The organism is Streptomyces rugosispiralis, assembly GCF_024505145.1.
GTDB lineage: Bacteria > Actinomycetota > Actinomycetes > Streptomycetales > Streptomycetaceae > Streptomyces > Streptomyces rugosispiralis.
Genome location: NZ_JANIAA010000048.1, coordinates 44,293 through 69,749 on the forward strand (window position 1 = coordinate 44,293; position 25,457 = coordinate 69,749).

Here is a 25,457-nt window from a genome sequence, read left to right on the forward strand (position 1 = left end):
GTCCGCGGTTATTCCGGGCAGGTGGCGGGGGCGGCGGCCGCCGGGACGGCTAGCCGGTCCGGAAGCGTATGCCCAGGTCGGCAGGGGTGAAGTGGCGTACGTCCCTGGTGGAGAGCCCGTCGCCGGTCCCCCGGAAGACCCAGAAGCCGCCCGTCCTGCCGTGGCCGTAGCCGGGCGCGGCGGCGACCACGTCGTCGTGTCCGTCCCCGTCGACGTCGAGCAGCGGGGGCTGCGGGGCGAAGGCGTCGAAGCCGTACGGGGTGTGGCGGCCGGGCACCCCCGGGGTGTCCAGGTCCAGCGACTGGACCCGGCCACGCTCCCGGCCGTGCTCCCGGCCGCGCTCCCCGTCGTGCTCCCGGTCGTGCTCCCCGTGGGGGCTCTTGGCCGGGTCGGGGGAGTACTCGCCGCCGCGCCCGTGCCGTGAGCCGGGCAGCAGGGTGAGCCGGCCGTTGCCGTTGTTCTTCTCCGGGATGGCCACGACGAGGTCGGGGCGGCCGTCGCCGGTGATGTCGCCGACGGCCGGGGAGCCGCCGAAGCCGTCGCCGCGCCGTGCGTCGCCGGGCATGCCGGGGCCGGACTGGTCGACGGTGAGATCCGCACGCCCCCGGCCCAGGCCGGGCTTGGCGCCGTGGACGACGGTCAGCCGTCCGGAGCCGCGGTGGCGGCCGGGGCCGAGGGTCCCCTGGCCGGGCGCGAGCAGATCGTCGATCCCGTCGTGGTCGGCGTCCCCGGCCGCGGGCTCGCGCGGGCCGTCCTCGGTGCCGAGGGCATGGGCCAGGCGCGCCTCGGGCCGCCTGTCCCGCACCAGGCCCTTGGGCCCGCCGCGGTAGTGGGCGACGGGGGTGTCGAGGGGGGCGGTGTCGCCGGGTTCCGGCTGGTCCGCCTGGCCGAGGCCGTAGCGGTAGGTCAGCACCACATCGGTGCGGTGGTCGCCGTTGAAGTCCCCGGCCGTGGCGGTGGCGGGCGCGGTACGGCGGGGCCGGTCGGTGGGGCCGGTGGGGAGCGGGGCGGTACGGGCGGGCTGAGCCTTGGCGCCGAACGGCCCGTACAGCACGCGTACGGCACCCTGGCCCTCGCCCTGGTCATCGCTCTGGCCGTCGCCCTGGCCCTCGCCCTGGCCATCGCCGCGGCCCTCGCCCTGGCCCTCGCCCTGGCCGTCGCCGCGGGCGTCCGCCGCCGAGGCCAGCAGGTCGGCCGCGCCGTCCCCGTCGAAGTCCCCCACGGCCAGCGCCAGGAATCCGGCCGCGCCGCCGCCGAGCGGGCGCGGCGCGGCGAGCCCCCGGGGGCCGCCCCGCAGCACCACGGTCTCCCCCGTCCGCTCGGCCCGCGGCGAACTGCCGTGCCGGAAGCGTGCCGTCACCAGGTCGGTGAACCCGTCCCGGTCGAGATCGGTGCGCAGCAGGGGTCCCACGTAGTCGTCCTCGGCGCCGCTCACGACGAGGCGGTGCCGCGGGTCGAGGCCATGCGGCCCGCCGTAGACCACCGCGAGCCGGGCGGGCAGCGGTCCCCGGGAGGCGCTGGTGGGGCGGATGGTGGTGGCGAAGTCGTCGTAACCGTCGCCGTTGAAGTCCCCGAGCGAGGCACCGGCGGCCCCCTTCGTGGCCCCCTCCGTCGGTCTCCGCCCCTCGTGGCCGCCCTCACTGCACCCGGCGAGCAGCAGCACGGACACGGCCACGGCGGCGACGGGAACGGACGAACGCACGGCGACACCTCGCAAGGCGGATCGAGCTGACACGGACGGCGGGCGGGCAGGGAGGTACGAACACGGATACGAACGAGGGCTTCACCGCTCAAGGACTCCAGGGAGCGTGCTCGGGTTGCCTCGCGGCCGTCCCCGCCAAATACCCGCGACATCGGGCGCCGAGCTTGCGATCATGACGCCTGAACTCTGAACTCTGGCCTCTGGCCTCCGACCCCTGGCCCCTGGCCTCCTCGACGAGAAAGGGCGATGCGCGATGCCGGCCATACCCGCCGACCCGACCGTGCTGCACCCGATGCCCGAGCAGCCACGGGTGGTGCTGCTCAAGCCGCTGATCACCTCGCCGCTGATCGAGGTCGGGGAGTTCTCGTACTACGACGACCCGGATGAGCCCACCGCGTTCGAGACCCGCAATGTGCTGTACCACTACGGGCCGGAGCGGCTGGTCATCGGGAAGTTCTGCGCACTGGGCGAAGGCGTGCGGTTCATCATGAACGGCGCCAACCACCGCATGGACGGACCCTCCACGTTCCCGTTCCCCATCATGGGCGGCTCGTGGGCCGACCACTTCGACCTGATCACCGGCCTGCCGGGCCGGGGAGACACGGTGGTGGGCCATGACGTCTGGTTCGGATACCGGGCGATGGTGATGCCCGGCGTCCGTATCGGCCACGGCGCGGTCATCGCCTCCGGGTCCGTGGTCGTGGACGACGTTCCCGACTACGGCATCGTCGGCGGCAACCCGGCCAAGCTCATCCGCCGCCGCTACGGCGACGAGGACATCGCCCGGCTGCTGGCCCTGGCCTGGTGGGACTGGCCGATCGAGCACCTCACCGCGCATATCCGCACCATCATGTCCGGCAGCGTGGCCGAGTTGGAGGCGGCGGCTCCTCGGTAGGAGGTGCCCAGCGGGTCTTGGCACCTGCGGCGGGCCGATCCCCTCCCCGAAACACGGATCGTGACGCCTGCGGCGGGCTGTTCCCCTCCCCGCCCCCTTTCCCGAAACACGGATCCCGCCGCCCGCAGCGCGGGCTCCACAGCGGGCGCGGCGTCCGGCGCGAACTCGAGCCGGGGCTTGAGTTCACGTACCTGGAACGCCTCGATCAGCTCCTTGACGTCCCGGGCGGTGGGCCGGGCGCCGGGAAGAGGGGTCGCGTAGTTGATGTACGGGCTGGTGGTGCCGGGATCGAACGCCGCCACAAAGCCCCCGGTTTCGACAAGCACGGGGCGGCGGCGGAGGTTGGCTAGGGCAAAACTCTGGACGTCAGTGCCCATGGTTTTCGCGAGGCGGAGCGAAAGACCGCCACCGCAGCCACCGCACCCCACCGACCCCGACCCCGAACCCGACCCCGAACCCGAACCCGAACCCGTCCGGAGGATTGACGCGGACACACCACGTCTCTACCGTCTCGTCACATCTCGGCGTTCACAACGAAACACCAACTTCATATACATGGACGCCGGTCCATACCAACCCCCCACGGGAAGGCATTCCCATGCGCATGCGTACGCTGCTCACCGCGCTGGCGACCGTGACCACCGCCATAGGTGGCCTGGCCCTCGCGGGCCCCGCCGGCGCCTCCCCCACGGCCGCGACCTTCGCCGACCCGTCGAAGGCGCCGGGCGGCAACTTCGACCTCTCGGTGTGGCAACTCCAGGAGCCGGTCGGCTCCCCCGGCAAGCCGACGACCATCCCCTCGTCCCGGCTCCAGGGAGCGAACGGATTCCAGGACGACTACTTCTACACCGACAAGCGCGACGGGGCGATGACGTTCTGGGCGCCGGAAAAGGGCGTCACCACCCCGAACTCCAACTACGCCCGCTCCGAGCTGCGCGAGATGAACCGTAACGGCGGCGCCGCGGACTGGTCGCTCGGCGGCTCGCACAAGCTGCGGGCGACGCTGCGCGTGGTGTCGGTGACCAAGAACGTCTGCGTCGGTCAGATCCACCTCGGCTCGGGCGGCTCCTCCACGAAGCCGCTGGTGGAGCTGTACTACCGCGCCAACGGCGACATCGTCCTCGGCACCGAGAACTCCCCCGACGGCGGCCAGACGCTGCACAACGTGGGCCATGTGTCGGTCGGCAAGACATGGAACTACACGATCGCCGTCTCCGGCGGCGACACCATCGACCTGACGGTCAACGGCAGCACGACGCACTACGACATCCCGTCGTCGTTCTTCCCGTACAAGCAGTACTTCAAGGCGGGCTCGTACAACCAGTCGTCCTCCGACAGCACGACGAACGGAGCGCGCGTCGGCTTCTACGGGCTGACCGTCTCCCACGACTGACCGTCTCCCACGACTGAGCTCCCCGGGGGCTCCCCGGGGAGCCCCCAGGGAGCCCCCAGGGAGCCCCAGGCCCGGCGGCCGGGGCGGCCGCCGGGCCCCGTCGTCGCTAGGACGTGCGGCCGCCGAAGACCTCGGCCACTTCGGGGATGCGGTCGACATAGCCGTCGAGCAGCTTGCGGCCGACGCTCACCGAGTCGACCAGCGGGTGGAGCGAGAACGCCTTCGCGGCATCGGCCCGGGAGCCGGTGACGGCGGCGCTGATGGTGAGCCGTTCGACCGCCTTGACCTGCTGCATCAGACCGGTCTGGTGGAGGTCGGGCTGGGTGATGGTGAGCGGGTGGACGCCGTTCGCGTCAACCGTCACGGGCACCTCGACGACGGCGTCGTGCGGAAGGCCGGCGACGGTGGTCCCGTTGCGCACATTGAGGATCATCGTGGCGCGTTCATTGCGGCTGATCGCGGCCATCACCGCGAGGGCGACCCCGGCATACCCCTGGTGCGCGGGGTCCGGCCGGAAGTCCTCGGCCGGTTGGGCCTCTCCCTGGACGGCGCCCTTGGCCTCGGCCATGTAGTTGGCGCTGCGGTCGGCGATGGTCTTCCGCCACAGCGACACGGCCGAGCCCTCGGCGGCCTCCGTCACCCGCTGGTAGAACTCCCGCTGCTGGCGGGCGAGGAACTCGCCGCGGGTCTGCGGGGCGTCGAGGATGGACCGTACGGCCTCCCGGTTGAAGTAGTAGTAGTACAGGTACTCGTTGGGGATCACTCCGAGGTCGCGCAGCCACTCGCGCCCGAAGACCACACCCTCCTCCAGCTCGCCGAGGCGCTCGTCGGCGAGCAGCCGGGGCAGGATGTCCTCGCCGTCGTGCAGCACCCGGCGCATCCAGCCGAGGTGGTTGAGACCGACGTAGTCGAACTGGGCCCGGGACGGGTCGAGGCCGAGGGTCGTGGCGATGCGACGGCCCAGACCCGACGGCGTGTCGCAGATGCCGAGGACCCGGTCGCCGAGGACGCTCTGCATCGCCTCGGTGATCATCCCGGCCGGGTTGGTGAAGTTGATGACGTAGGCGTGCGGGGCCAGCCGCCGCACCCGGTGCGCGATGTCGAGCATGACGGGGATGGTGCGCAGCCCGTAGGCCAGACCACCCGGGCCGGTGGTCTCCTGGCCGAGGACGTCGAGGTCGAGGGCGACCCGCTCGTCGCACACCCGTCCCGCCAGCCCGCCCACGCGGATGGCGGCGAACACGAAGTCGCTGCCCTCCAGGGCGTCGTCGAGCGATGTGCTGACCGTCACCCTGGGCGCGTCGGCATGGCCGTCGGCGAACTGGGCGAGCACCTCGGCCATGGCCTTGAGCCGGGCCGGGTCGTTGTCGTACAGCCACACATCGTCGATACGGGGGGAGCCCTGATCACGCAGCAGGGCCTGGTAGACGTAGGGCACGCGGAATCCGCCGCCACCGAGGACGGTCAACTTCATGCGAGTATCACCTTTCCGTCCGCCTCGCGGCAGAGCTGGAGCGTGTTGGGGTCGGCACCGCTGGTGGTGATCAGGACGTCGATGTCGGAGAACGAGCACACGCGCAGCGATCCGGTGCCGGGGAACTTGGTCTCGGCGGCGACCAGGACGACCTTCCCGGCCGTCTCGACCATGGCCTGTTTCAGGGGGGCCTCGACGGCCATGTTGTCCACCACATGGCCGTTGGGCCGCACTCCGGTGCAGCTCAGGAAGAGCAGGTCGGCGCTGACCTGGCGGAGTGCCTGTTCGGTGAGGGAGCCGACCAGGGACTGGTAGTTGCGGCGCAGCACACCGCCGAGCATCACCAGCCGTACGGCGTCGTCGTCGCGGAGTACGTCGAGCACCGGCAGGCTGCTGGTGATGACGGTGACGGGACGGCCCCGCAGCCGGCGAGCGATGGCCAGGGGGGTGGTTCCGATGTCGAGGACGATCACGCTGTCGTCCTCGACCAGCTTCACGGCCTCCTCGGCGATCGCGTCCTTCAGCGCCTGGTGGCGCGACATGACCACGTCGAGCGGAATTTCGCGGTCCGCCTCCGTCTCGGCGGCCTCCGCGGACCCGCGCGGCAGGGCCGCCCCGCCGTAGGTGCGGACCAGCTCGCCGTTGCGGTCGAGGAGGATCAGGTCCCGGCGAATCGTGGACTCGCTGACCTGGAGGTTTTCGGCGAGCTCGCGTACCGAGGCCACTCCGGTCGACCGGAGTGACTCGACGATCTGCGCATGTCGTTTGCGTGAAGTCACGCATTGACGATAGCACCGCATGACTGAAGTCAGTCATCAAGACAAGAGATGTTCTTGTTGCTGATCGACTCTTGTCATTCCGCAGAGGCGGTGCTCATAGTTGAGCACTTCACCGTGGTCGCACCGGAAAGAGGCGGTCCCCGTGCTCGACGTGCTCTTCGCCGGCGAGGTCTTCTGCGACCTCGTCTTCGGCGGCATCCCCCACCTGCCCACCCCAGGAACCGAGGTGTACGCCGACCGGTTCGCCGTCTCCCCCGGGGGAACCGCGACCCGCGCCGTGGCCACCGCCCGCCTCGGACTGCGGACCGGCATCCTGGGGGTGATCGGCACCGACCTCTTCGGCGAGCACCTCGCCGCCCGGCTCGAAGCCGAGCAGAACCTGGACCCGACCTGGCTGCGCCGCGATCCCGCCGTGCACACCCCGGTCACGGTCGCGGCAACCCAGGAACACGACCGCGCCTTCCTCACCTACGAGGAGAGGGGGGCGCTGCGCCCCGAGGTGTGGGAGGGCGAGCTGCCCGCCGTCCGCTTTCTGCAACTCGGGATCGGACGGCCGCTGCCCGTCTGGGCGGCCGAGTTCCGCGCCCGCGGCACCCGTGTGCTGGGCGGCGTCGGCTGGGACCCCACCGGCCAGTGGTCACCGGAGCTGCTCACCCGGCTCGCCGAGGTCGACGTGTTCGTCTGCAACGCCGTCGAGGCGACGAGCTACACCCGCACCGGCACGGTCGAGGAGGCCGTGAAGGTCCTCGCCGACCATGTGCCCGACGTCGTCGTCACCGATGGCGGGAACGGCGCGGTCGCGGTGGACGGCGCCACCGGCGAGCTGGTCCGGGTCGCGGTTCCCCGGGTGCCGGCCGTCGATCCCACGGGCGCCGGTGATGTGTTCACCGCGGGGCTGATCACCGGCCTGAACCATGGCTGGCCCCTCACCACCCGGCTCCGCTTCGCCGGACTGTGCGCCGCCCTGTCGGTGCAGAGCCTGGGCGGCGCGAACAGCGCACCGCGGTGGGAGGCGATCGACGCCTTCCTCGAACGCACCCCCGGGATCCCGGACGCGGACCTCATCCGCATCCGTGCGATCAAGCCCTAGCTCCTGCGATCCGGTCCGATCCGGTCCAGTCCGACCCGATCCGGTCCAGTCCGACCCGATCCGGGACGGGCGAAGCCGGGCCGGACGACCGCGACCCCCGCCACCTTCCGACAGCCACCGCCCCAGCCCCGGGCGGCCGCACCCCCAGCACCGACCGCACCCCCAGCACCAGGAGGACCAGCCCATGGCCGAGAGAACCCCACGGCGCCCCCGTCGGCGCCTCATAGCCGCGGCGGCGCTCGCCACCGGTGTCCTGACCGGCGTCGCGGCCTGCTCCCCCGGCCCCAGCGGCGAGTCGGCCACCAGCGCGAAGACCTCCGGTCCGGTCTCCACCGACCCCGCCAAGGCCGGGAAGGTCACCCTCACCGTGTGGGACCAGAACACCGACCAGGGCGCCAACGCCTCCACCGAGGCGCTCAACAAGGCGTTCATGGCGAAGTACCCGAACGTCACCATCAAGCGCGTCTCCCGGTCCTTCGCCGACCTCAAGACCACGCTGAAGCTCGCGCTGTCCTCCGCCAACCCGCCCGACGTCGTCCAGGCGAACCAGGGCTACCCCGACATGGGCGCCTTCGTGAAGGCCAAGCTGCTGCAGCCGGTGGACCGCTACGCCAAGGCCTACGGCTGGGACACCGCCTTCCCGTCCCAGTTGCTCGACCTCAACCGCTTCTCCCCCGACGGCAAGACCTGGGAGACCGGCAATCTGTACGGCGTCTCGCAGACCGGTGAGATCATCGGCGTCTACTACAACAAGGCCAAGTTGAAGTCGCTCGGTCTGCCCCCGCCCACCACGCTCACCGGCTTCGAGACCGCGCTGGCCAAGGCCAAGGCGTCGGGTCTGCAGCCCCTTTCCTACGGCGACGCCGACAAGAGCCCCGGGATCCACATCTTCGGCGTCGTCCAGGCCCTCGCCGCCGGCAAGTCCGAGGTACGCAAGCTCGTCTTCGACGAGGGCGACGCCAAGTGGACGGACTCCGGCACCCTCAAGGCCGCGACCACGCTGCGCCGCTGGGCCGACAAGGGATACCTGGGCTCCGGCTTCAACGGCAAGAGCAAGGACCAGGCCGTCGACTCCTTCGGCCAGGGCAAGTCCCTGTTCCTCCTGGAGGGCACCTGGCAGTCGGCCGTCCTCGCCCCGAAGATGAAGAAGAACGTCGGCTTCACCGCGCTCGGCCCCACCGCCGGGCAGCCCCCGGTCACCCAGGGCGGCGAGGGCCTCGCGTGGTCCGTGACCTCCAAGTCCAAGCACTCGGACGTCGCCGGCGCGTACATCGACTTCCTCGTCAACAAGAACGGCATGAAGGCCGCCGCCACCCACGGCAATCTGCCGGCCCTTCCCCCGGCCGACTACAAGCCGGCACCCGGCACCGTCGACGCGGACATCCTCACCCAGTGGAAGGCCGTGAGCGAGAAGGACGGCCTGCTCCCCTACCTCGACTACACCACCCCGACCTTCTACGACACCCTCACCGCCGCCGTCCAGGAGCTGACCGCCGGACACCTCACCCCCAAGGCGTTCACCAGCCGACTCCAGTCCGACTACTCCTCCTTCCAGAACAGCAGGTAGACCCCAACGTCATGGCCGCCACCGCACACCGCCCGACGGCACGCAAGCGCCCGGCCGGCGCCCCCACCCGGGAGCCGGTCCGGCGCCGCGGCCGCGTCATCCAGTGGAAGGGCTACCTCTACGCCCTCCCCGCCCTGGTCGTCCTCACCGTCTTCCTGCTGGTCCCGCTCGGCCAGCTGGTGCAGATCTCCCTCTTCCACTGGGACGGGATATCCGTCTCCACCTGGGCGGGGTTCGACAACTACACCGAGATCGCCCGCGATCCCCAGCTCCGCGCGGGCTTCCTCCACTCCTTCGTCCTGATCCTGTTCTTCTCCGTCATCCCGATCGCGCTCGCCCTGGTGCTCGCCGCGGTCACCACGCGGGCCGGCCGGCTGCGCGGCGTCTCCGTCTTCCGCGCGATGATCTTCCTGCCGCAGGTGGTCGCCATGGTCGTGACCGCCACCGCCTGGACGGCGATCTACGCTCCCGACGGCGTGCTCAACACCGCGCTGCGCGCCATCGGACTTGAGGCGGTCGCCCGCCCCTGGCTCGGCGACTTCTCCACCGCCCTGCCCGCCGTCGGACTCATCGGCACCTGGCTGGAGATCGGCCTGTGCCTGGTGCTGTTCATCGCCGGCATCGGGCAGATCCCGGCGGAGCTGTACGAGGCGGCGAAGCTGGACGGGGCGGGCGCGGTACGGGAGTTCTTCGCCGTCACCCTGCCCGGACTGCGCGGGCAGATCACCGTCGCGCTCACCCTCACCGTGATCGCCGCCCTGCGCACCTTCGACCTGGTGTACGTCGCCACCCACGGCGGTCCGGGCAACGCCACCAGCCTGCCCGCCTACGAGGTCTACAACCGGGCCTTCGGCACCGGCCAGGTCGGCTCGGCCTGCGCCATCGCCGTCACCCTGACCGCGGTGATCCTGCTTCTCACCTTCCTGATCACCAAGGTCCAGCCACAGGAGGACGAGACGTGATCTCCGGCCGCGAACGGGCGTTCAACTACGCCATCCTCACCCTCTTCGCCGCACTGGCCCTGCTGCCGCTGATCGGCGTGGTGTCCTCCGCGCTGACCCCCGCCGCGGAGTCCGGGCCCTCCTTCACCTGGCCGCGCCACCTGGACCTCGGCAACTTCTCCACCGCCTGGCGCCAGGGCCACTTCGCCACCTATCTGACCTCCAGCCTGCTGGTCGCGATCTCGGTGGTGCTCCTGACGGCCGTCCTGGCGATCCTGGCGGGCTTCTCCTTCGCGCACTTCGACTACCCCGGCCGGTCGGTCCTCTTCTACGTCACCCTCATCGGGCTGATGGTGCCGCCCGAGGCCTTCGTCATCCCGCTCTACTTCAATCTGCGCGACACCGGACTCACCGACTCCTACTGGTCGCTGATCCTCCCGCAGACCGCCCAGTCCCTCGCCTTCGGCGTCTTCTGGATGCGCAACTTCTTCCGCTCGGTGCCGGTCAGCGTCATCGAGGCCGCGCGCCTGGACGGGGCGTCCGACTGGCGGCTGCTGTGGCGGATCCTGGTGCCCACCAGCCGTCCGGCGCTGCTGACGATGGCGATGCTGGTGTTCATGTGGACCTGGAACGAGTTCCTGCTCCCTCTGGTCATGATCACCGACGAGAGCAAGCGCACGGCGCCGCTCGGCCTGGCCTTCTTCCAGAGCGAGCACACCACCCAGTACTCCGTGCTGGCGGCCGCGTCCATCATCGTCGCGCTGCCGGTCGTCGCCTCGTACATCTTCCTGCAGCGGCACTTCATCTCCGGCATGCTGTCCGGCGCGGTGAAGGGCTGACGGGGTGAGGTGGCCGTCCAAGGCCACCTCACCCCGTCAGTCCACCGGAAACCGAGCCACCCAACGCCGCTGCCACGGCGTCTCGACGGCCCGGGGGTGATGGTGGGTGCGCGCCCAGGTGACGGCGTCGGCGGGGGCCACCCCCGCCAGGACGGCCAGGCAGGCGACGACGGTCCCGGTCCGGCCGACCCCGCCCCCGCAGGCGACCTCCACGGGCGTGCCCGCCCGGGCCCGCTGGTGCAGTGCGCGAATCTGCCGTACGGCCAGGTCACGGTCGCGGGGCAGCCGAAAATCGGGCCACTCGACCCATGTACGCTCCCACTCCAGCTCCCCGTCATGCCGCTCACGCAACCGGGCGGACCCCAGATACAGCCCGAACCCCGGCAGCGGCCCCTCCGGCCGCGGATACCGCAGACCGCGCCCCCGAACCCAGCACCCGTCCGGCAGCCGCAGGGCACCCCGCAGTGGTGCGTCACTCATCCCGTCCCGCCCCCGCTCACGCTCACGCTCCGAAGATCTCCATCCGCCGACGCGCCCATCTCACTCATGAGGGCCTCACTCATGAGGGCACCGCCCACACCCGTACCGTCTCGCGACTGGCGCCGACCAGCAGCCGCCCGACAGGTGAGAACGCCAAGCGCCCGCGTCCTGGCCTGAACGGATGAACGGGAGCCCCCGCGTCAGCGCGGCGACTCCCGTTCATATGCCTTCGCAGGCCAGAATGGGTCCTGCCCGCGTAGTGCCCTGGTGGGGCGGGTGGGACTCGAACCCACGGCCGACGGATTATGAGTCCGCTGCTCTAACCGGCTGAGCTACCGCCCCGTAACGGCGCGTCGTACACATCTGCGCACGCCGTCTGCCGCAGCATAGCCGCTCATACGATCTGCTGCTTCGGAGGGCCGGTGCCGGGTGGCCCCCTGGCTGCGATCATGACGTAGATCACGCCCGGAGGGGGCCGGAAATGAAAAAGGACCCCTTGAGGGGTCCTCCTCCCTGCTCCCCCGACTGGACTCGAACCAGTAACCCTCCGGTTAACAGCCGAATGCTCTGCCAATTGAGCTACAGGGGACCGAGCTCCCCCGACTGGACTCGAACCAGTAACCTGCCGGTTAACAGCCGGCTGCTCTGCCAATTGAGCTACAGGGGATTGCTCCGTGTGCCGCGACCGTGGCCCCGTCCGGATCTCCCGGACGGCGTGCGCTCGCTGCGACACATACATTAGCGCAAGCAGGGGGGTGCTCCGCCAATCGGTTCGCCGCGTCCGCCCTCGGGCGAACCTCCGCCGTTCCGGGGATGATCTTCTAGGTGATCGTGGGTGATCTGCGGCGCGGGCGGGTAGACGTGCGGCACGACCCCGGGGTCCAGATGTGAAGGACAGCGAGAAGGGCAGGTCGATGCGCTACCGGCTGACGTTCATCACCGGGTTGGCTGTGGGTTACGTACTGGGCACACGAGCCGGCCGCGAGCGGTACGAGCAGTTGCGCGGCTGCGCGCAGAAGTTCGCACGGAACCCGGCCGTCCGCAATACCGCCGAATCGGCCGCGCAAGGCGGCCGACATGCCGCCGTGCGGGCGCTGGACAAGGTCCGGCCGCTGCGCGAGAAGATCGGGCAGCGCGACCCCCGCGCGGTGGGCGAGGACGACTGGGGCACCAGCAACACCTAGCCCCGGCGGTGGCATGATCTGATCCATGGGGATAGTCGCCGGGTTGGACAGTTCGTCCGAGAGCACACGAATCGTCGTCTGTGACACCGATACGGGTGCCGTGATCAAACAGGGGTACGCCCCGCACCCGGTCGGCGGCAGCGGCGATGTGGACCCGCAGGCGTGGCTGATGTCCCTCGGCGAGGCCGCCGAGGGCGGGCTGCTCGAAGGGGTCCAGGCCATCGGCGTCTCGGCGCAGCAGCACGGGCTGCTGGCGCTGGACGCGGGCGGGGTGCTGGTGCGGCCCGCGCTGGTGGGCAACGACAAGCGCGCCCAGTCCGCGGCCGCCGACCTCACCGAGGCGCTCGGCGGCCGCACCGCCTGGGCCCAGGCGGTCGGCGCCGTACCGACCGCCTCGCAGCCGGTGGCCAAGCTGCGCTGGCTGACCCGGAACGAGCCGGACGCGGCGCACCGCGTGGCCGAGCTGATGCAGCCGCACGACTGGCTGGTGTGGCAGTTGCTGGGGCGGCCGGTGCGGCGTACGACCGACCGCGGTACGGCGTCCAGCAGCGGCTACTGGTCGGCGGCGAACGGATCCTGGCGCCCCGATCTGGTCCAGCTGGCCCTCGGTCACCAGGTGCGGCTGCCGGAGGTCATCGGCCCGGCCGACGCCGCCGGGCACACCCCCGAGGGGCTGCTGATCTCCGCAGGTACGGGCGAGACCATGGCCGCCGCCTTCGGGCTCGGGGTCGGGGCCGGCGACGCGGTGATCTCCCTGGGCGCCTCCGGCTCGGTCTTCTCCGTCCACCATGAGGCGCTGGCCGATCCGACCGGCACGATCCTGTCGTACGCGGACGCCACCGGCATGCATCTGCCGGTGGTCCATACGCTCAACGCGGTACGGGCACTACGCGGTACGGCGGAATTGCTCGGCACGGATCTCGAGGGGCTCTCCGCGCTCGCGATGAAGTCCACCCCGGGTTCGTCCGGGCTGGTGCTGCTGCCGTATCTGGAGGGCGAGCGGACCCCGCATCTGCCGCATACGGCCGGGACGCTGACCGGGCTGCGGCGCGAGTCGATGAAGCCCGAGCATCTGGCGCGGGCCGCGTTCGAGGGAATGCTGTGCGGGCTCGCGGACGCGCTGGACGTGCTGCGCGGGCGCGGCGTCCAGGTACGGCGCGTCTTCCTGCTCGGGCCCGCGGCCGACCTCCAGGCCGTCCGCGCGATCGCGCCCGCGGTGCTGGGCGCGCGGATCGTGGTGCCGCAGCCCGCCGACTACGCCGCGCTGGGCGCGGCCCGGCAGGCCGCGTGGGCGCTGGGCGTCTCGCACGGCACCCACTCGCCGCATGAGCCGCCGCGCTGGCCGGCCGCGGCGAGCCAGGTCTTCGAGCCGGGCGAGGACCTGCCGGTGGGGCAGTCGGTGCGGCAGCAGTACGCGGCGGTGCGGGAGCAGATCCACCCCGGAGCGTTCGAGCCCGCCCCCGGCGATCAGGAGGCCGCGGGCCATGCGGCGGCGGCCGGTGGGCACGATGTCGGCGCGTACGAGGCCGGTGGGTACGAGGCCGGCACGTACGAGGCCGGTGGGTACGACGGCGGGTGACGCCCGGCCCGTGTGGGCGGGGGCCGGGGGGCGGCGGCTAGTCCAGATAGCCCCGCAGCTGATCGGCGAAGGCGTGGTCGCGGAGCTTGTTGAGCGTCTTCGACTCGATCTGGCGGATCCGCTCCCGCGTCACCCCGAAGATCCGGCCGATCTCCTCCAGCGTGCGGGGGCGGCCGTCGGCCAGTCCATACCGCAGCTGCACCACTTTGCGTTCGCGCTCGCCGAGCGTCGACAGCACGGCCTCCAGATGCTCGCGGAGCAGCAGGAAGGCCGCGGACTCCACGGGTGAGGCCGCGTCGCCGTCCTCGATGAGGTCGCCGAGCGCGACATCGTCCTCCTCGCCCACCGGCGCATGCAGCGACACCGGCTCCTGGGCCAGCCGCAGCACCTCGCTCACCCGCTCCGGGAGCAGGTCGAGATGGGCGGCGACCTCCTCGGGGGTGGGTTCGTAGCCGCGCTCCTGGAGCATCCGGCGCTGGACCCGGACCACCCGGTTGATCAGCTCGACGACATGCACCGGGACCCGGATCGTCCGGGCCTGGTCGGCCAGCGCGCGGGACATGGCCTGGCGGATCCACCAGGTGGCGTACGTCGAGAACTTGTAGCCGCGGGCGTAGTCGAACTTCTCGACCGCCCGGATCAGGCCCAGGTTGCCCTCCTGGACCAGGTCGAGCATGGTCAGGCCGCGGCCGACATAGCGCTTGGCGACGGAGACGACGAGGCGGAGGTTGGCCTCGATCAGCCGCCGCTTGGCCATTCGGCCCAGGACCACCAACCGGTCCAGGTCCAGGGCGAGTTGGGTGTCGAGATCGGGGGTGTTGCCGAGCTTCTCCTCGGCGAAGAGGCCCGCCTCGACCCGGCGGGCCAGCTCGACCTCCTCGACCGCGGAGAGCAGCGGTATCCGCCCGATCTCACGGAGGTACTGGCGGAAGAGGTCCGCGGAGGGGCCGCTGGTGTCGGCGCGGGCGGGCGGCTCGATCGGTTCGACGGGCTCCACGGCCTCGACCGACTCGGTGGGCTCGACGGGTTCGGCGGGCTCGGCGGGCTCGGCGGGCTCGGCGGGCTCGGCGGGCTCCGCTTCGGGGGCGGCACCGTCGGGCGCGGGGGCCGGGGCGGTGCCGGGGGCGAGCTCCGCCACGGGGTCCGGTGCGGCGGCGTCCTGGCCGGTATCCGGTACGCCTTCCGCGACGAGGTCCGCCGAGTCCTCGGGCATGGCCGGCGCTACCGCTGTGGCGCGGGGCGAGTGGGGGGACAGGGGGTGCGCCGCGAGGGCCGCGTCGGTGAGGGTCTGGGTCTGCACGGGGGCGACCTCCAGGGTGATCGCTGCTGAGGGGGCAGAACGATCGGGTACGGCACGGCGGCCGCGCCGCCGTCCGTCCCGTACATCTTGAGCGACTCTGCGGGGGATTCCGGCCCTACCCGGCCAACACCGCCGCGCTCCGAGGACTCAGGCACCGCATCCCAGTGTGGAGTACGACACAGGCCCGCCACGAGGGGCGTGCGGGCACTTTTTGCTCAGCGGCCCGTGACCGTACGACTACCCGGCGACTACGGCGAGCCCCCGGGCCCGCCCGCCGGGGCATGAACGCGCTGGCCGGAACCCATCCGCGGGCCCTGGCCGCCCTTGCCGCCCCCGGCCGCGCCCGGCCGCGCCCGGCCGCACCTGTCGCCCCGGCCGCCTCCGCCGCCCCGAGCCCGCCCGCCCTTGAGCCGCCCGCCCCGAGCCGCCCACCCCGAGCGCCCGCTCGTCCTACAGCGCCGCCGCGCCCCGGTCCCGGAGGGACTGGCCGTACTGCTGCAGCACCCACAACTCGTTCTGCACGGCGGCGAGGTGGGCCGGGTCGGCCTGCTGCCCCAGGCGCTGGAGGGTGCCCCGCACCTCGGTCACGCGGTGATTCACCGCGGCCAGCCGGACGGCCACCAACTGCACCCCCGCGTACGCCTCGTCCGGGTCGCGGCGGGTGTGCGGCGGTTCGACGGCGAGCTCGGTGACCATCGCCCGGACCGTGTCGTCGGGCGCCGCCTCCCGGACCCGGGCGAGATAGTCGGCGTCCGCGGCGGTCGCGCCGCCCGCGTCCTCGATGGCGCGGCGCACCGCCGCGTACGGCGGGGCGGTGAACTCGTCGATGCCGTAGGCGTCGAAGGCCGGGGAGACCAGATGGGGGTGTTGCAGCGCCAGCTTGAGCAGCTCGCGCTCGACGCGATGGGCGGGGCTGCGCAGATTCAGGGCCGGTCCGCGCGGGGTCGGCGGCGCCCCCTGGGTCTCCGGGCCGCCCCGGTGGCGCTGCGGCGGTCCATCGCCCCCGGGACCGCCGCGCTGGTCGCCCCGGCCGCGCTGGTCGCCGCCCGCGCCGCGGCCGCGTTCCCGCGCCCAGCGGGCCAGCTGCGAGACGCGCCGCACGACGAACTGGGTGTCGAGGATGCCGAGCAGACCCGCGAGATGGACCGCCGACTCGTGCTGGATGGAGCTGTTCTTGATCCCGGCGACGACGGGCGCCGCCTCCTCCAGCGCGGCGGCGCGCCCCACCGCCGTGTCCAGGTTGTGGCGCGCGATGATCTGCCGGATGGCGAACTCGAACAGCTGGGTGCGGCTCTCGACCAGCGACTTGACGGCGGCGTCGCCCTCCGCGAGCCGTAGGTCGCAGGGGTCCATCCCGCCCGGGGTGATCGCGATGTAGGTCTCGGCGGCGAACTTCTGGTCGTCCTCGAAGGCACGCAGGGCCGCCTTCTGGCCCGCCGCGTCGCCGTCGAAGGTGAAGACCACCTCGGCACCCGAGTTGTCCATCAGCAGCCGTCGGAGGATCTTGATGTGGTCGCCGCCGAAGGAGGTGCCGCAGGTGGCGATGGCCGTGGTGACCCCCGCGAGATGGCAGGCCATGACGTCCGTATAGCCCTCGACGACCACCGCCCGGCTGGACTTGGCGATCTCCTTCTTGGCGAGGTCGATGCCGTACAGGACCTGGGACTTCCGGTAAAGCGGGGTTTCGGGGGTGTTGAGGTACTTCGGGCCGTTGTCGTCGTCGCGGAGCTTCCGGGCGCCGAAGCCGACGACCTCACCGGAGATGTCCCGGATCGGCCACATCAGCCGGCCCCGGAAGCGGTCGATCGGATTGCGGCGGCTCTCCTGGGCGAGTCCGGAGAGGATCAGCTCCTGGTCGGTGAAGCCGCGGCCGCGCAGAAAGCGGACCAGGTGGTCCCAGCCCGCCGGGCTGTAGCCGACACCGAAGTGCTGGGCGGCGGCCTGGTCGAACCCGCGCTCGGCGAGGAACTTCCGGCCGATCTCCGCCTCGGGGCGCTCCAACTGCTCCACATAGAACTGCGCGGCCGCCTTGTGGGCCTCGACCAGCCGGGTGCGCTCGCCCTGCTGGCGGCCGGGGGTGTAGCCCCCCTCCTCGTAGCGCAGGGTGATCCCGGACTGGGAGGCCAGCCGCTCGATGGTCTCGGCGAAGGAGAGGTGGTCGATCTTCATGATGAAGTCGACCGTGTCGCCGCCCTCCTGGCAGCCGAAGCAGTAGTAGAGCCCCTTGCTGGGGCTGACCTGGAAGGACGGGCTCTTCTCGTCGTGGAAGGGGCACAGGCCCTTGAGATTGCCACCCCCCGCGTTCCGCAGCTGGAGGTATTCGGATACGACGGCGTCGATCGGGACCGCTGCCCGTACCGCCTTCACGTCGTCATCGTTGATCCTGCCTGCCACGCCCGAATTCTACGGCCGGGGTCCGACACGGCTGTCCGCCGCCTGCCGGACCCCGGCGCATGGGTGCCCCGGCGGCTACGGGAGCAGCGAGGCGAGCGGGACGGCCGGGTCGGCCAGGGCCGCCGGGTCGAGCCGCTGACCGCCGCGGATGAGCCGTTGGATCGATTCGGTGACGTCCCAGACGTTGACGTTCATGCCCGCGAGCAGGCGGCCGTCGTTCAGCCAGAAGGCGATGAACTGCCGCTTGCCGACGTCGCCGCGCACCAGCACCTGGTCGTAACTGCCGGGCGGGGCGTAGCCGGAGTACTCCAGGCCGACGTCGTACTGGTCGGAGAAGAAGTACGGCACCCGGTCGTACGCGACGTCCTGGCCCAGCATGGCGCGGGCCGCCGCCGGGCCGCCGTTCAGGGCGTTGGCCCAGTGCTCGACGCGCAGCCGGGCGCTCGGCGGCAGCGCGGCCCGTACGGGGGTGCCCTCGAGGAACGCGAGCGGGGCGGAGGCCACGTCGCCGGCCGCGAAGACATCCGGGTCGCTGGTGCGCAGCGAGGCGTCGACCGCGATGCCGCCACCCGCCGCGCGGTCCACCACCTCCAGGCCCGCGGCCTCGGCGAGGGCGGTGCGCGGGGCGGCGCCAATGGCGGCCAGCACGCTGTGGGCGGGGTGCTCCTCGCCGTCGTCGGTGAGGGCGGCCAGCACCATGCCGTCCTGGCCGGTGATCTCGGTAAGGCGGGCACCGAAGTGGAAGCGGACGCCGTGCTCGCCGTGGAGGTCGGCGAAGAGGGCGCCCAGCTCGGGGCCGAGCACGGGGTGGAGCGGGGTGGGCTCGGGCTCGACGATGGTCACCTCGGCACCGTAGCCACGGGCGGCGGCCGCGACCTCGAGGCCGATCCAGCCCGCGCCCGCGATGACGAGCTGGCCGTTGTCCCGGCCGAGGGTGGTGAGGACGCCCTTGAGCCGCTCGGCGTGGGCGAGCCGGCGCAGATGGTGGACCCCGGCCAGATCGGTGCCGGGGATGTCGAGGCGGCGCGGCTCGGCGCCGGTGGCCAGCAGCAGCCGGTCGTAGTGGACCCGGGTGCCGTCGCCCAGGGTGACGGCCTTGGCGGCGCGGTCCAGGTGGACGGCGGGCAGGCCGAGGTGGAGCTCGATATCGGACTGGGCGTACCAGGCGGGCTCGTGGACGAAGACGCTGTCGCGCTCCTGGCTGCCGGTGAGGAAGCCCTTGGAGAGCGGGGGCCGTTCATAGGGGTGGTCGCGTTCGTCACCGATGAGGATCACCCGCCCGGTGAATCCCTCCGCTCGAAGGGTCTCCGCGGCTTTCGCCCCGGCCAGGCCCCCTCCGACGATGACGAATGTCTGGTGTGCGTCCACCACTTGTGTCCTCCTCGCTGCCGAGCGGTGCCGAGCGGTTTCTCTATGAGTGCCTTACCCCGGTCGTGTCAGGTCGTGCGCTCCGAAAGCCGTCCTGAAAGCCGTGCCGATGAAACCGTGCGGATAAAGCGGATAAAGCCAGTGCCGGGAAGATGCGTCGAAAGCTGTGTCACAGGGGAGCCTCCCGCACCACGCGTGCGTCCGGAAGGGCCGGTAGGCCGTATGTGTGCGCGGAAGCCGTATCCGGCGGGCGGCTCGGCTTCCGGCGTCAACCGGTGAGGCGGGCGTGCAGCCCCCGGGCCGAGGTGTCGGTCAGGGAGGCGATCTGGTCCACGATCGCCCGCAGCCGGCCCCGGTCGTCCCCGGCCGCGTCGAAGAGCGCGCGGAACTGGGGGTCCAGGCCGTGCGGGGCGCGGGCGATCAGGGCTGCGCCCAGCTCGGCGATGACCACGCGCTGATCGGCCCGGACCAACTCCTGGTCGGCGCGCTGGATCACATACCGGTCGGCGACCGCCTTGAGGACCGCGCACTCCAGGCGGGTGGCGCGGGGGACGACCAGCTCGGCGTGGTAGCGGGTGAAGCGGCCCGTGCCGTACGCCGCGCGGGTGGCGCCCTCGGCGGCCAGGCAGAAGCGGCCGATGAGCTGGCTGGTGGCGTCCTTGAGCCGGGCCTGGGCGACGGACGAGCCGTCGTAGCCGTGCGGCCACCACTCCTGGCCCAGCAGCCGGTCCAGCGCCTCGGCCAGCTCATCGGGCTCGGCCCCCGGGGCGTAGCGGTCGGCGGCGACGGCGAAGACCTCGCGGCGCTCGGGGTCGGCGAGCAGGCTCGCGGGGTTCAGATGGCCCGCGTGCAGCCCGTCCTCGACGTCGTGGACGGAGTAGGCGACATCGTCGGACCAGTCCATGACCTGGGCCTCGAACGTCGTACGGCCCTCGGGGGCGCCCTGCCGGTACCACTCGAAGATCGGGACGTCGTCCTCGTAGACCCCGAACTTCGGGGAGCGGGGGCTGTGCGGATGGCCGCCGCGCGGCCAGGGGTACTTGGTGGCGGCGTCCAGCGCGGCGCGGGTGAGGTTGAGCCCGACGCTCAGCGGCTCGCCGGTGACCCGGTCGGGCACGAACCGCTTCGGCTCCAGCCGGGCCAGCAGCCGCAGCGACTGCGCGTTTCCCTCGAAGCCGCCGCAGGGCTCGGCGATCTCGTTGAGCACCCGCTCGCCGTTGTGCCCGAACGGCGGATGGCCGAGGTCGTGGGCGAGACAGGCCATCTCCACCAGATCCGGGTCGCAGCCGAGGGCGGCCCCCAGCTCCCGGCCCACCTGGGCGCACTCCAGGGAGTGGGTCAGCCGGGTGCGGGGCGTGGCGTCGAAGGCCGGGGCGCGCCCGGCGGGGCCGGGGTCGGCGGCCGGTGCGGCGGGCACCACCTGGGTCTTCCCGGCCAGTCTGCGCAGCGCGGCGGAGTGCAGCACCCGCGCCCGGTCCCGCTGGAAGGCGGTACGGCCCGGCCGCTTGTCGGGCTCGGGCGCCCAGCGCTCGAGGTCCGCCGCGGCGTAGCCGGGGACGCGGCGCGGGTCGGCCTCGGGTGCACCGGCCGAGGGGACACCGGCCGAAGGGGCACCGGTCGAAGGGGCACCGGCCGAGGGGACACCTGCCGAAGGGGCACCGGCCGAGGGAACACCGGCCGAAGGGCCACCGGTCGAGGGGACACCGGCCGAAGGGGCACCGGTCGCGGCGGCCGAATCCGGTTCGGGTCCAGGGGGTGCGCTGGGGCTCATACCCCGACGGTAGCCGCCGGGTGCGACAAGGGCGCAGAGGCCAGCGCCTCTTCGTAACGGCGCAGTACGAGACGCGCCACCGCCGGATGGGCGCCGAGCGGGGCGGCCGCGGGGCCGGTGGCGGCGCTCGCGCACTGGGTTGCGAAGCGGCCGGGCGCGGTGAAGTAGGAGGCGACCGCGACCCGGTCGTGGCCGAGCGCGGCCAGGGCGCGTACGGCCTCGGGCACGGTGGGACCGGAGCCGGAGGCGTAGCCGGGCAGCACGGGGATCCCGCCGAGCCGGGCGCTGAGCAGGGCGGCGGTACGGGCCGTGTCGACGGCCGCGTCCGGGTCGCGGGAGCCCGCGGCGGCGAGGACGACGCCGGGGCCGGGCGAGCCCCCGGCCCGTCGGTCCGCCTCCGCCAGCCGGGCGTGCAGGGCCTCGGCGAGCAGCGGGTCCGGGCCGAGCGGGGCGGCGATCCGGACGGCGAGGTGGGGCGCGGCGGCGACGGCCTCCGGAATGTCCTGTTTGATGTGGTGGCCGCGGCTCAGCAGCAGCGGGACGAGCACCGTCTCGCCGCGCAGCGCGGCCAGCGTGTCAGTCAGCAGCGGCCGGTTGAGCTCGATATGGCCGAGGCGTACGGGCAGTCCCGGGCGGAGCGCGCGGACGCGGTCCAGGAGGGCGTGCACGGTGCGCAGCGCCTCGGGGTCCCGGCTGCCGTGGGCGACGGCGACGAGCGTCGGCGCGCGATCCCGGCCGCCCCGGCGGACACCGTCGTGGCCCAGCCGGTCGAGCTGGGTGGTGAGCTGGGCGGTGAACCGGGTCATGATCCGCTGGGCGCTGTCGAAGTCCGCCGCACCGTCGGGGCCATGAGGGCCGGGTGGACCGGAAGGAACAGGCTGGGGCGTCATGGCGAGAGCCTGGCAGCGGCAGATTGCGCCGCCGTTGCGCCGCCGTCACGGGTGATTGCGTCGACTTCACCGGCTGCCCGGCGCCGTGCTGAGGTCCGCTTCCCGCGGGCGTAATGCGAGGTGACGCGTGCTGTAACACGGCCGTAGCACGCTCCTTCGCATGGCGCACGTTCCGGTTACCGGGGAGCACTCTCCCGCCTCCTCCGACCCCGTCGATACGCACTGCCCTTACTGTTCGCTGCAGTGCGGTATGACGCTGCGCCCGGTGCCGCCGGGCGGCGGACCCGGTGACGGGCCGGGCGGTCGGCCGGACGGGCGGCCAGGCGGGCGGCCAGGCGGGCGGCCGGGCGGGCGGCCGGGCGGTGTCGAGGTGGTCGAGCGCACCGCGTTCCCCGTCAACCGTGGCGCGCTGTGCGGTAAGGGCCGCACCGCGCCCGCCGTGCTCTCCTCCCGGGTGCGCCTGACCGAGCCGCTGGTCCGCCGCCCTGACACCGGCCGGCTCGAACCGGCCACCTGGGAGGAGGCCCTCGACCGGATCGCCGAGGGCCTGGAGTCCACCGGCCGGGCGTACGGCCGCGACGCGGTGGGGGTCTTCGGTGGCGGCGGGCTGACGAACGAGAAGGCGTACGCGCTGGGGAAGTTCGCCCGGGTGGTGCTCGGCACCTCACAGATCGACTACAACGGCCGGTTCTGCATGTCCTCGGCCGCCGCCGCCCATCAGCGGGCCTTCGGTCTTGACCGCGGGCTGCCGTTCCCGCTGGCGGACGTGGCCCGCACCGGATGCGTCGTACTCGTCGGCTCGAACCTGGCCGAGACCATGCCGCCCGCGCTGCGCTATCTGACCGAGTTGAAGGAGGCGGGCGGCCGGCTGATCGTGGTCGATCCCCGGCGGACCCGCACGGCCGAGCAGGCGGATCTGCATCTGGCGCCGCGCCCCGGCACCGATCTCGCGCTCGCCCTGGGGCTGCTGCACCTGGTGGTCGCGGAGGGCCGGGTGGACGAGGAGTTCGTCGAACGGCGCACCAGCGGCTGGCCCGAGGCGCGGGCCGCCGCGATGGCCCACTGGCCGGAACTGGTGGAGCGGATCACCGGCGTCCCGGTTCCTGAGCTCCGTAAGGCCGTCACGATGTTCTGCGACGCCGAGAGCTCCATGGTGCTCACGGCCCGGGGTCCCGAGCAGCAGTCCAAGGGCACCGACACCGTCGGCGCGTGGATCAACCTGTGCCTGGCCACCGGCCGCGCGGGCCGCCCGCTGTCCGGCTACGGCTGCCTGACCGGCCAGGGCAACGGCCAGGGCGGCCGCGAACACGGCCAGAAGGCCGATCAGCTGCCCGGCTACCGCAAGCTGGACGACCCTGCCGCGCGTGCCCATGTGGCGGCCGTCTGGGGCGTCGAACCCGACGACCTCCCCGGGCCGGGGCGCAGCGCGTACGAACTCCTGGACGCGCTCGGACGCGACGTCCGGGCGCTGCTGCTGATGGGCTCCAACCCGCTGGTCTCCGCCCCGCGCGCGGCGCATGTGGAGTCCCGGCTGCGGTCGCTGGACTTCCTGGCGGTCGCGGACGTCGTGCTCTCGGAGACCGCCGCGCTCGCCGATGTGGTGCTGCCGGTGGCCCAGTGGGCCGAGGAGACCGGGACCATGACCAACCTGGAGGGCCGCGTCCTCCTCCGCCGGGCGGCCCTCACCCCGCCGCCGGGCGTCCGGACGGACCTGTGGGTGCTGGGCGGGCTCGCGGCCCGGCTCGGCTGGGAGAAGGGGTTCCCGGCGGACCCGGAGGAGGTCTTCGAGGAGCTGCGGCGGGCCTCGGCCGGGGGCCCGGCGGACTACTCGGGCATCACGTACCGGAGGATCGCGGCGGAGGACGGGGTGTTCTGGCCGTGTCCGGAGAGCGCGGAACGGGACGGGACGGGGGGGACCGGCACGGAGGGGGCTGGCACGGAGAGGGCCGACACGGAGAGGACCGACACGGAGGGGGCCGACGCGGAGAGGGCCGACACGGAGAGGGCCAGCACGGAGGGGGCCGACGCGGCGGGGGCCGACGCGGCGGGGGCCGACGCGGCGGGGGTCGACGCGGCGGAAACCGGCACGGCGGAAACGGGCACGGAGGGAACCGGCTCCGTAAGCCCGGGGCCCCACCCGCACCCCGGCACCCCCCGCCTCTTCCTCGACCGCTTCGCCACCGACGACGGCCGGGCCCGCTTCGCCCCGGTCAGCCACCGCCCGGCGGCCGAGGAGCCGGACGCGGAGTATCCGGTGCTGCTGACGACGGGCCGGGTGCTGGCCCAGTACCAGTCCGGCGCCCAGACCCGGCGCGTCGGCGAGCTCAACGAGGCAGCGCCCGGCCCCTACGTCCAGCTCCACCCGCTGCTCGCCGAGCGGCTGGGGGTGACCGAGGGCGGGCCGATCGCGGTGGTCTCCCGGCGCGGCCGCGCCGTGGCCCCGGCCCGTATCAGCCGGGACATCCGGCCGGACACGGTGTTCATGCCGTTCCACTGGGCGGGGCCGGGGCGGGCCAACACGGTGACGAACCCGGCGCTGGATCCGGTGTCGCGGATGCCGGAGTTCAAGGTGTGCGCGGTGCGGCTGGAGCCGGTCGAGGGCTGACGGCTTCCGGTCAGCCTCGGCTCCAGCTCTCGACCTCCGTCAGGTACGCCGCCCGCGTCTCCTCGTCGAGGAAGGCGGCCTGGAAGGAGTTGCGGGCCAGGGTGCGCAGGGCGGCCTCGTCGAGGCCGAGCGCGTCCCTTACGGCGGTGTAGTTGTCACCCGCGTAGCCGCCGAAGTAGGCGGGGTCGTCGGAGTTGACCGTCACCAGCAGACCGGCGTCCAGCATCGCGGGCAGCGGATGGTCCTCGAGGCGGTCCACGACGCGCAGCCGGACGTTCGACAGGGGGCAGACGGTCAGCGGGGTGCGGTCCGCGACCAGCCGGGCCACCAGCGCCTCGTCCTCCAGGCTCCGCACCCCGTGGTCGACGCGGTCCACGCCGAGGACGTCGAGCGCCTCCCACACATACGCGGGCGGCCCCTCCTCCCCCGCGTGCGCCACGCACTTCAGTCCGGCCTGCCGCGCCAGCGCGTACACCTCGCGGAACTTCGACGGCGGGTTCCCGACCTCCGCCGAGTCCAGGCCGACGGCGGCGATCCGGTCCAGGTGGGGCCGGGCCGCCTCGAAGGTCGCCAGGGCCGACTCGGCGCTCTCGTCGCGCAGGAAGCACATGATCAGGCGCGTGGTGATGCCGTACGTCCGCGGCGCGGCGTCCAGCGCGCGGCAGATCCCGCGGATCACCGTGTCGATCTCCACGCCGCGCGCGGTGTGCGCCTGCGGGTCGAAGAAGATCTCCGTATGCCGTACGCCCTGCTCACGGGCGCGGGCCAGATACGCGTCGGTGAGGTCGGCGAAGTCGTCCTCGGTGCGCAGCACGGTCATCAGCGCGTAGTAGAGGTCCAGGAAGTCCTGGAGGTCACCGAAGGAGTACGCGGCCCGCAGCTCCTCCTCGGTGGCGAACGGCAGCTCGACCCCATTGCGCTCGGCGAGCGCGAAGGCCAGATCGGGCTCCAGGGTGCCCTCGATATGGAGATGGAGCTCTGCGGTGGGAATCGGGGGCATGGCGTGGATCACCTGTTGGTTTTCGCTGACGGGGAGGTCACTCACCCTATCCGGGCGGCGGTGGGGCAACCGCCGCTCCCCTCCTCGGCGTCCCACAGCGCGACCGGATCGGTGCGGCGGGAGGGGGAACGGATGCTGGGGGGGGGGCGGGGGGGGGTGCGGGGGGGGGGGGGGGTGTCGGGGGCGGGGCGGGGGGGGGGGGGGGG

The 25,457-nt window shown here is 72.6% G+C and carries 19 protein-coding genes and 3 tRNA genes; 9 read left to right on the top strand and 13 right to left on the bottom strand.

Features of this window, described 5'->3' with window-relative positions; translation table 11 throughout:
* Nucleotides 1–49: 49 nt before the first annotated feature.
* The gene (locus NP777_RS47905; RefSeq protein ID WP_308405365.1) at nucleotides 50–1,702 is read right to left on the bottom strand and encodes an FG-GAP and VCBS repeat-containing protein; all 1,653 of its coding nucleotides are present in this window, start codon (nucleotides 1,700–1,702) and stop codon (nucleotides 50–52) included.
* A 253-nt stretch (nucleotides 1,703–1,955) separates the two neighbouring features.
* On the opposite strand from NP777_RS47905, the gene NP777_RS41035 reads away from it, so the two are divergent.
* Nucleotides 1,956–2,597, top strand: a complete 642-nt coding sequence (locus NP777_RS41035) for a CatB-related O-acetyltransferase (protein WP_256655277.1) — start codon at nucleotides 1,956–1,958, stop codon at nucleotides 2,595–2,597.
* Nucleotides 2,598–3,195: 598 nt separating this feature from the next.
* Nucleotides 3,196–3,990 carry a polysaccharide lyase family 7 protein gene (locus NP777_RS41045; protein WP_256655278.1) on the top strand — a complete coding sequence of 265 codons (795 nt, stop codon included), beginning with the start codon at nucleotides 3,196–3,198 and terminating at the stop codon, nucleotides 3,988–3,990.
* Nucleotides 3,991–4,096: 106 nt separating this feature from the next.
* Here NP777_RS41045 and NP777_RS41050 read toward each other — a convergent pair whose 3' ends face one another.
* The gene (locus tag NP777_RS41050) at nucleotides 4,097–5,464 is read right to left on the bottom strand and encodes a 6-phospho-beta-glucosidase (RefSeq protein WP_256655279.1); all 1,368 of its coding nucleotides are present in this window, start codon (nucleotides 5,462–5,464) and stop codon (nucleotides 4,097–4,099) included.
* Nucleotides 5,461–6,243, bottom strand: coding sequence for a DeoR/GlpR family DNA-binding transcription regulator (locus NP777_RS41055; protein WP_256655280.1), 783 nt, complete (start codon nucleotides 6,241–6,243; stop codon nucleotides 5,461–5,463). Before NP777_RS41055 ends, NP777_RS41050 begins: the two co-directional genes overlap by 4 nt.
* Before the next feature lie 142 nt (nucleotides 6,244–6,385).
* Between NP777_RS41055 and NP777_RS41060 the strand changes: the two genes are divergently transcribed.
* The 4 genes from NP777_RS41060 to NP777_RS41075 all read left to right on the top strand — a co-directional run bounded on the left by NP777_RS41060 (nucleotide 6,386) and on the right by NP777_RS41075 (nucleotide 10,680).
* Complete coding sequence (locus NP777_RS41060) at nucleotides 6,386–7,333, top strand: carbohydrate kinase family protein (protein WP_256655281.1); 948 nt, start codon at nucleotides 6,386–6,388, stop codon at nucleotides 7,331–7,333.
* A gap of 184 nt (nucleotides 7,334–7,517) precedes the next feature.
* Nucleotides 7,518–8,900: an extracellular solute-binding protein gene (locus NP777_RS41065; protein ID WP_256655282.1), complete on the top strand. Its 1,383-nt coding sequence runs from the start codon at nucleotides 7,518–7,520 to the stop codon at nucleotides 8,898–8,900.
* Nucleotides 8,901–8,911: 11 nt separating this feature from the next.
* The gene (locus NP777_RS41070) at nucleotides 8,912–9,862 is read left to right on the top strand and encodes a carbohydrate ABC transporter permease (RefSeq protein ID WP_256655283.1); all 951 of its coding nucleotides are present in this window, start codon (nucleotides 8,912–8,914) and stop codon (nucleotides 9,860–9,862) included.
* Nucleotides 9,859–10,680 (top strand): carbohydrate ABC transporter permease, encoded by an 822-nt coding sequence (locus NP777_RS41075; protein ID WP_256655284.1) that lies wholly within the window; start codon nucleotides 9,859–9,861, stop codon nucleotides 10,678–10,680. Before NP777_RS41070 ends, NP777_RS41075 begins: the two co-directional genes overlap by 4 nt.
* Before the next feature lie 36 nt (nucleotides 10,681–10,716).
* Here the strand turns inward: NP777_RS41075 and NP777_RS41080 are convergent, their stop codons facing one another.
* From NP777_RS41080 to NP777_RS41095, 4 genes are all read right to left on the bottom strand, one after another.
* Entirely contained in the window at nucleotides 10,717–11,160 is a 444-nt protein-coding gene (locus NP777_RS41080; protein ID WP_256655285.1) for a protein-tyrosine phosphatase family protein, read from the bottom strand.
* A 265-nt stretch (nucleotides 11,161–11,425) separates the two neighbouring features.
* A tRNA-Ile gene (locus NP777_RS41085) sits at nucleotides 11,426–11,502 on the bottom strand.
* Nucleotides 11,503–11,676: 174 nt separating this feature from the next.
* A tRNA-Asn gene (locus tag NP777_RS41090) sits at nucleotides 11,677–11,749 on the bottom strand.
* Between the two features lie 5 nt (nucleotides 11,750–11,754).
* A tRNA-Asn gene (locus NP777_RS41095) sits at nucleotides 11,755–11,827 on the bottom strand.
* Nucleotides 11,828–12,074: 247 nt separating this feature from the next.
* Between NP777_RS41095 and NP777_RS41100 the strand changes: the two genes are divergently transcribed.
* Entirely contained in the window at nucleotides 12,075–12,344 is a 270-nt protein-coding gene (locus tag NP777_RS41100) for a YtxH domain-containing protein (RefSeq protein WP_256655294.1), read from the top strand.
* A gap of 25 nt (nucleotides 12,345–12,369) precedes the next feature.
* Nucleotides 12,370–13,923: an FGGY family carbohydrate kinase gene (locus tag NP777_RS41105; protein WP_256655286.1), complete on the top strand. Its 1,554-nt coding sequence runs from the start codon at nucleotides 12,370–12,372 to the stop codon at nucleotides 13,921–13,923.
* A 37-nt stretch (nucleotides 13,924–13,960) separates the two neighbouring features.
* On the opposite strand, the gene NP777_RS41110 is transcribed toward NP777_RS41105, so the two are convergent.
* The 5 genes from NP777_RS41110 to NP777_RS41130 all read right to left on the bottom strand — a co-directional run bounded on the left by NP777_RS41110 (nucleotide 13,961) and on the right by NP777_RS41130 (nucleotide 21,646).
* Nucleotides 13,961–15,223: an RNA polymerase sigma factor gene (locus NP777_RS41110; protein WP_449343559.1), complete on the bottom strand. Its 1,263-nt coding sequence runs from the start codon at nucleotides 15,221–15,223 to the stop codon at nucleotides 13,961–13,963.
* A 450-nt stretch (nucleotides 15,224–15,673) separates the two neighbouring features.
* Complete coding sequence (gene dnaG, locus NP777_RS41115; RefSeq protein WP_256655287.1) at nucleotides 15,674–17,617, bottom strand: DNA primase; 1,944 nt, start codon at nucleotides 17,615–17,617, stop codon at nucleotides 15,674–15,676.
* Between the two features lie 75 nt (nucleotides 17,618–17,692).
* A complete protein-coding gene (locus NP777_RS41120; RefSeq protein ID WP_256655288.1) occupies nucleotides 17,693–18,988 on the bottom strand; it encodes an NAD(P)/FAD-dependent oxidoreductase in 1,296 nt (431 codons plus the stop codon).
* 265 nt (nucleotides 18,989–19,253) lie between these two features.
* Nucleotides 19,254–20,756, bottom strand: a complete 1,503-nt coding sequence (locus tag NP777_RS41125; protein WP_256655289.1) for a deoxyguanosinetriphosphate triphosphohydrolase — start codon at nucleotides 20,754–20,756, stop codon at nucleotides 19,254–19,256.
* The gene (locus NP777_RS41130) at nucleotides 20,753–21,646 is read right to left on the bottom strand and encodes a sirohydrochlorin chelatase (RefSeq protein WP_391858676.1); all 894 of its coding nucleotides are present in this window, start codon (nucleotides 21,644–21,646) and stop codon (nucleotides 20,753–20,755) included. Before NP777_RS41130 ends, NP777_RS41125 begins: the two co-directional genes overlap by 4 nt.
* Before the next feature lie 160 nt (nucleotides 21,647–21,806).
* Here NP777_RS41130 and NP777_RS41135 point away from each other — a divergent pair, with 160 nt between their 5' ends.
* A complete protein-coding gene (locus NP777_RS41135) occupies nucleotides 21,807–24,251 on the top strand; it encodes a molybdopterin oxidoreductase family protein (protein WP_256655290.1) in 2,445 nt (814 codons plus the stop codon).
* A 10-nt stretch (nucleotides 24,252–24,261) separates the two neighbouring features.
* Here NP777_RS41135 and NP777_RS41140 read toward each other — a convergent pair whose 3' ends face one another.
* Entirely contained in the window at nucleotides 24,262–25,251 is a 990-nt protein-coding gene (locus NP777_RS41140; protein ID WP_256655291.1) for an adenosine deaminase, read from the bottom strand.
* Nucleotides 25,252–25,457: the final 206 nt, after the last annotated feature.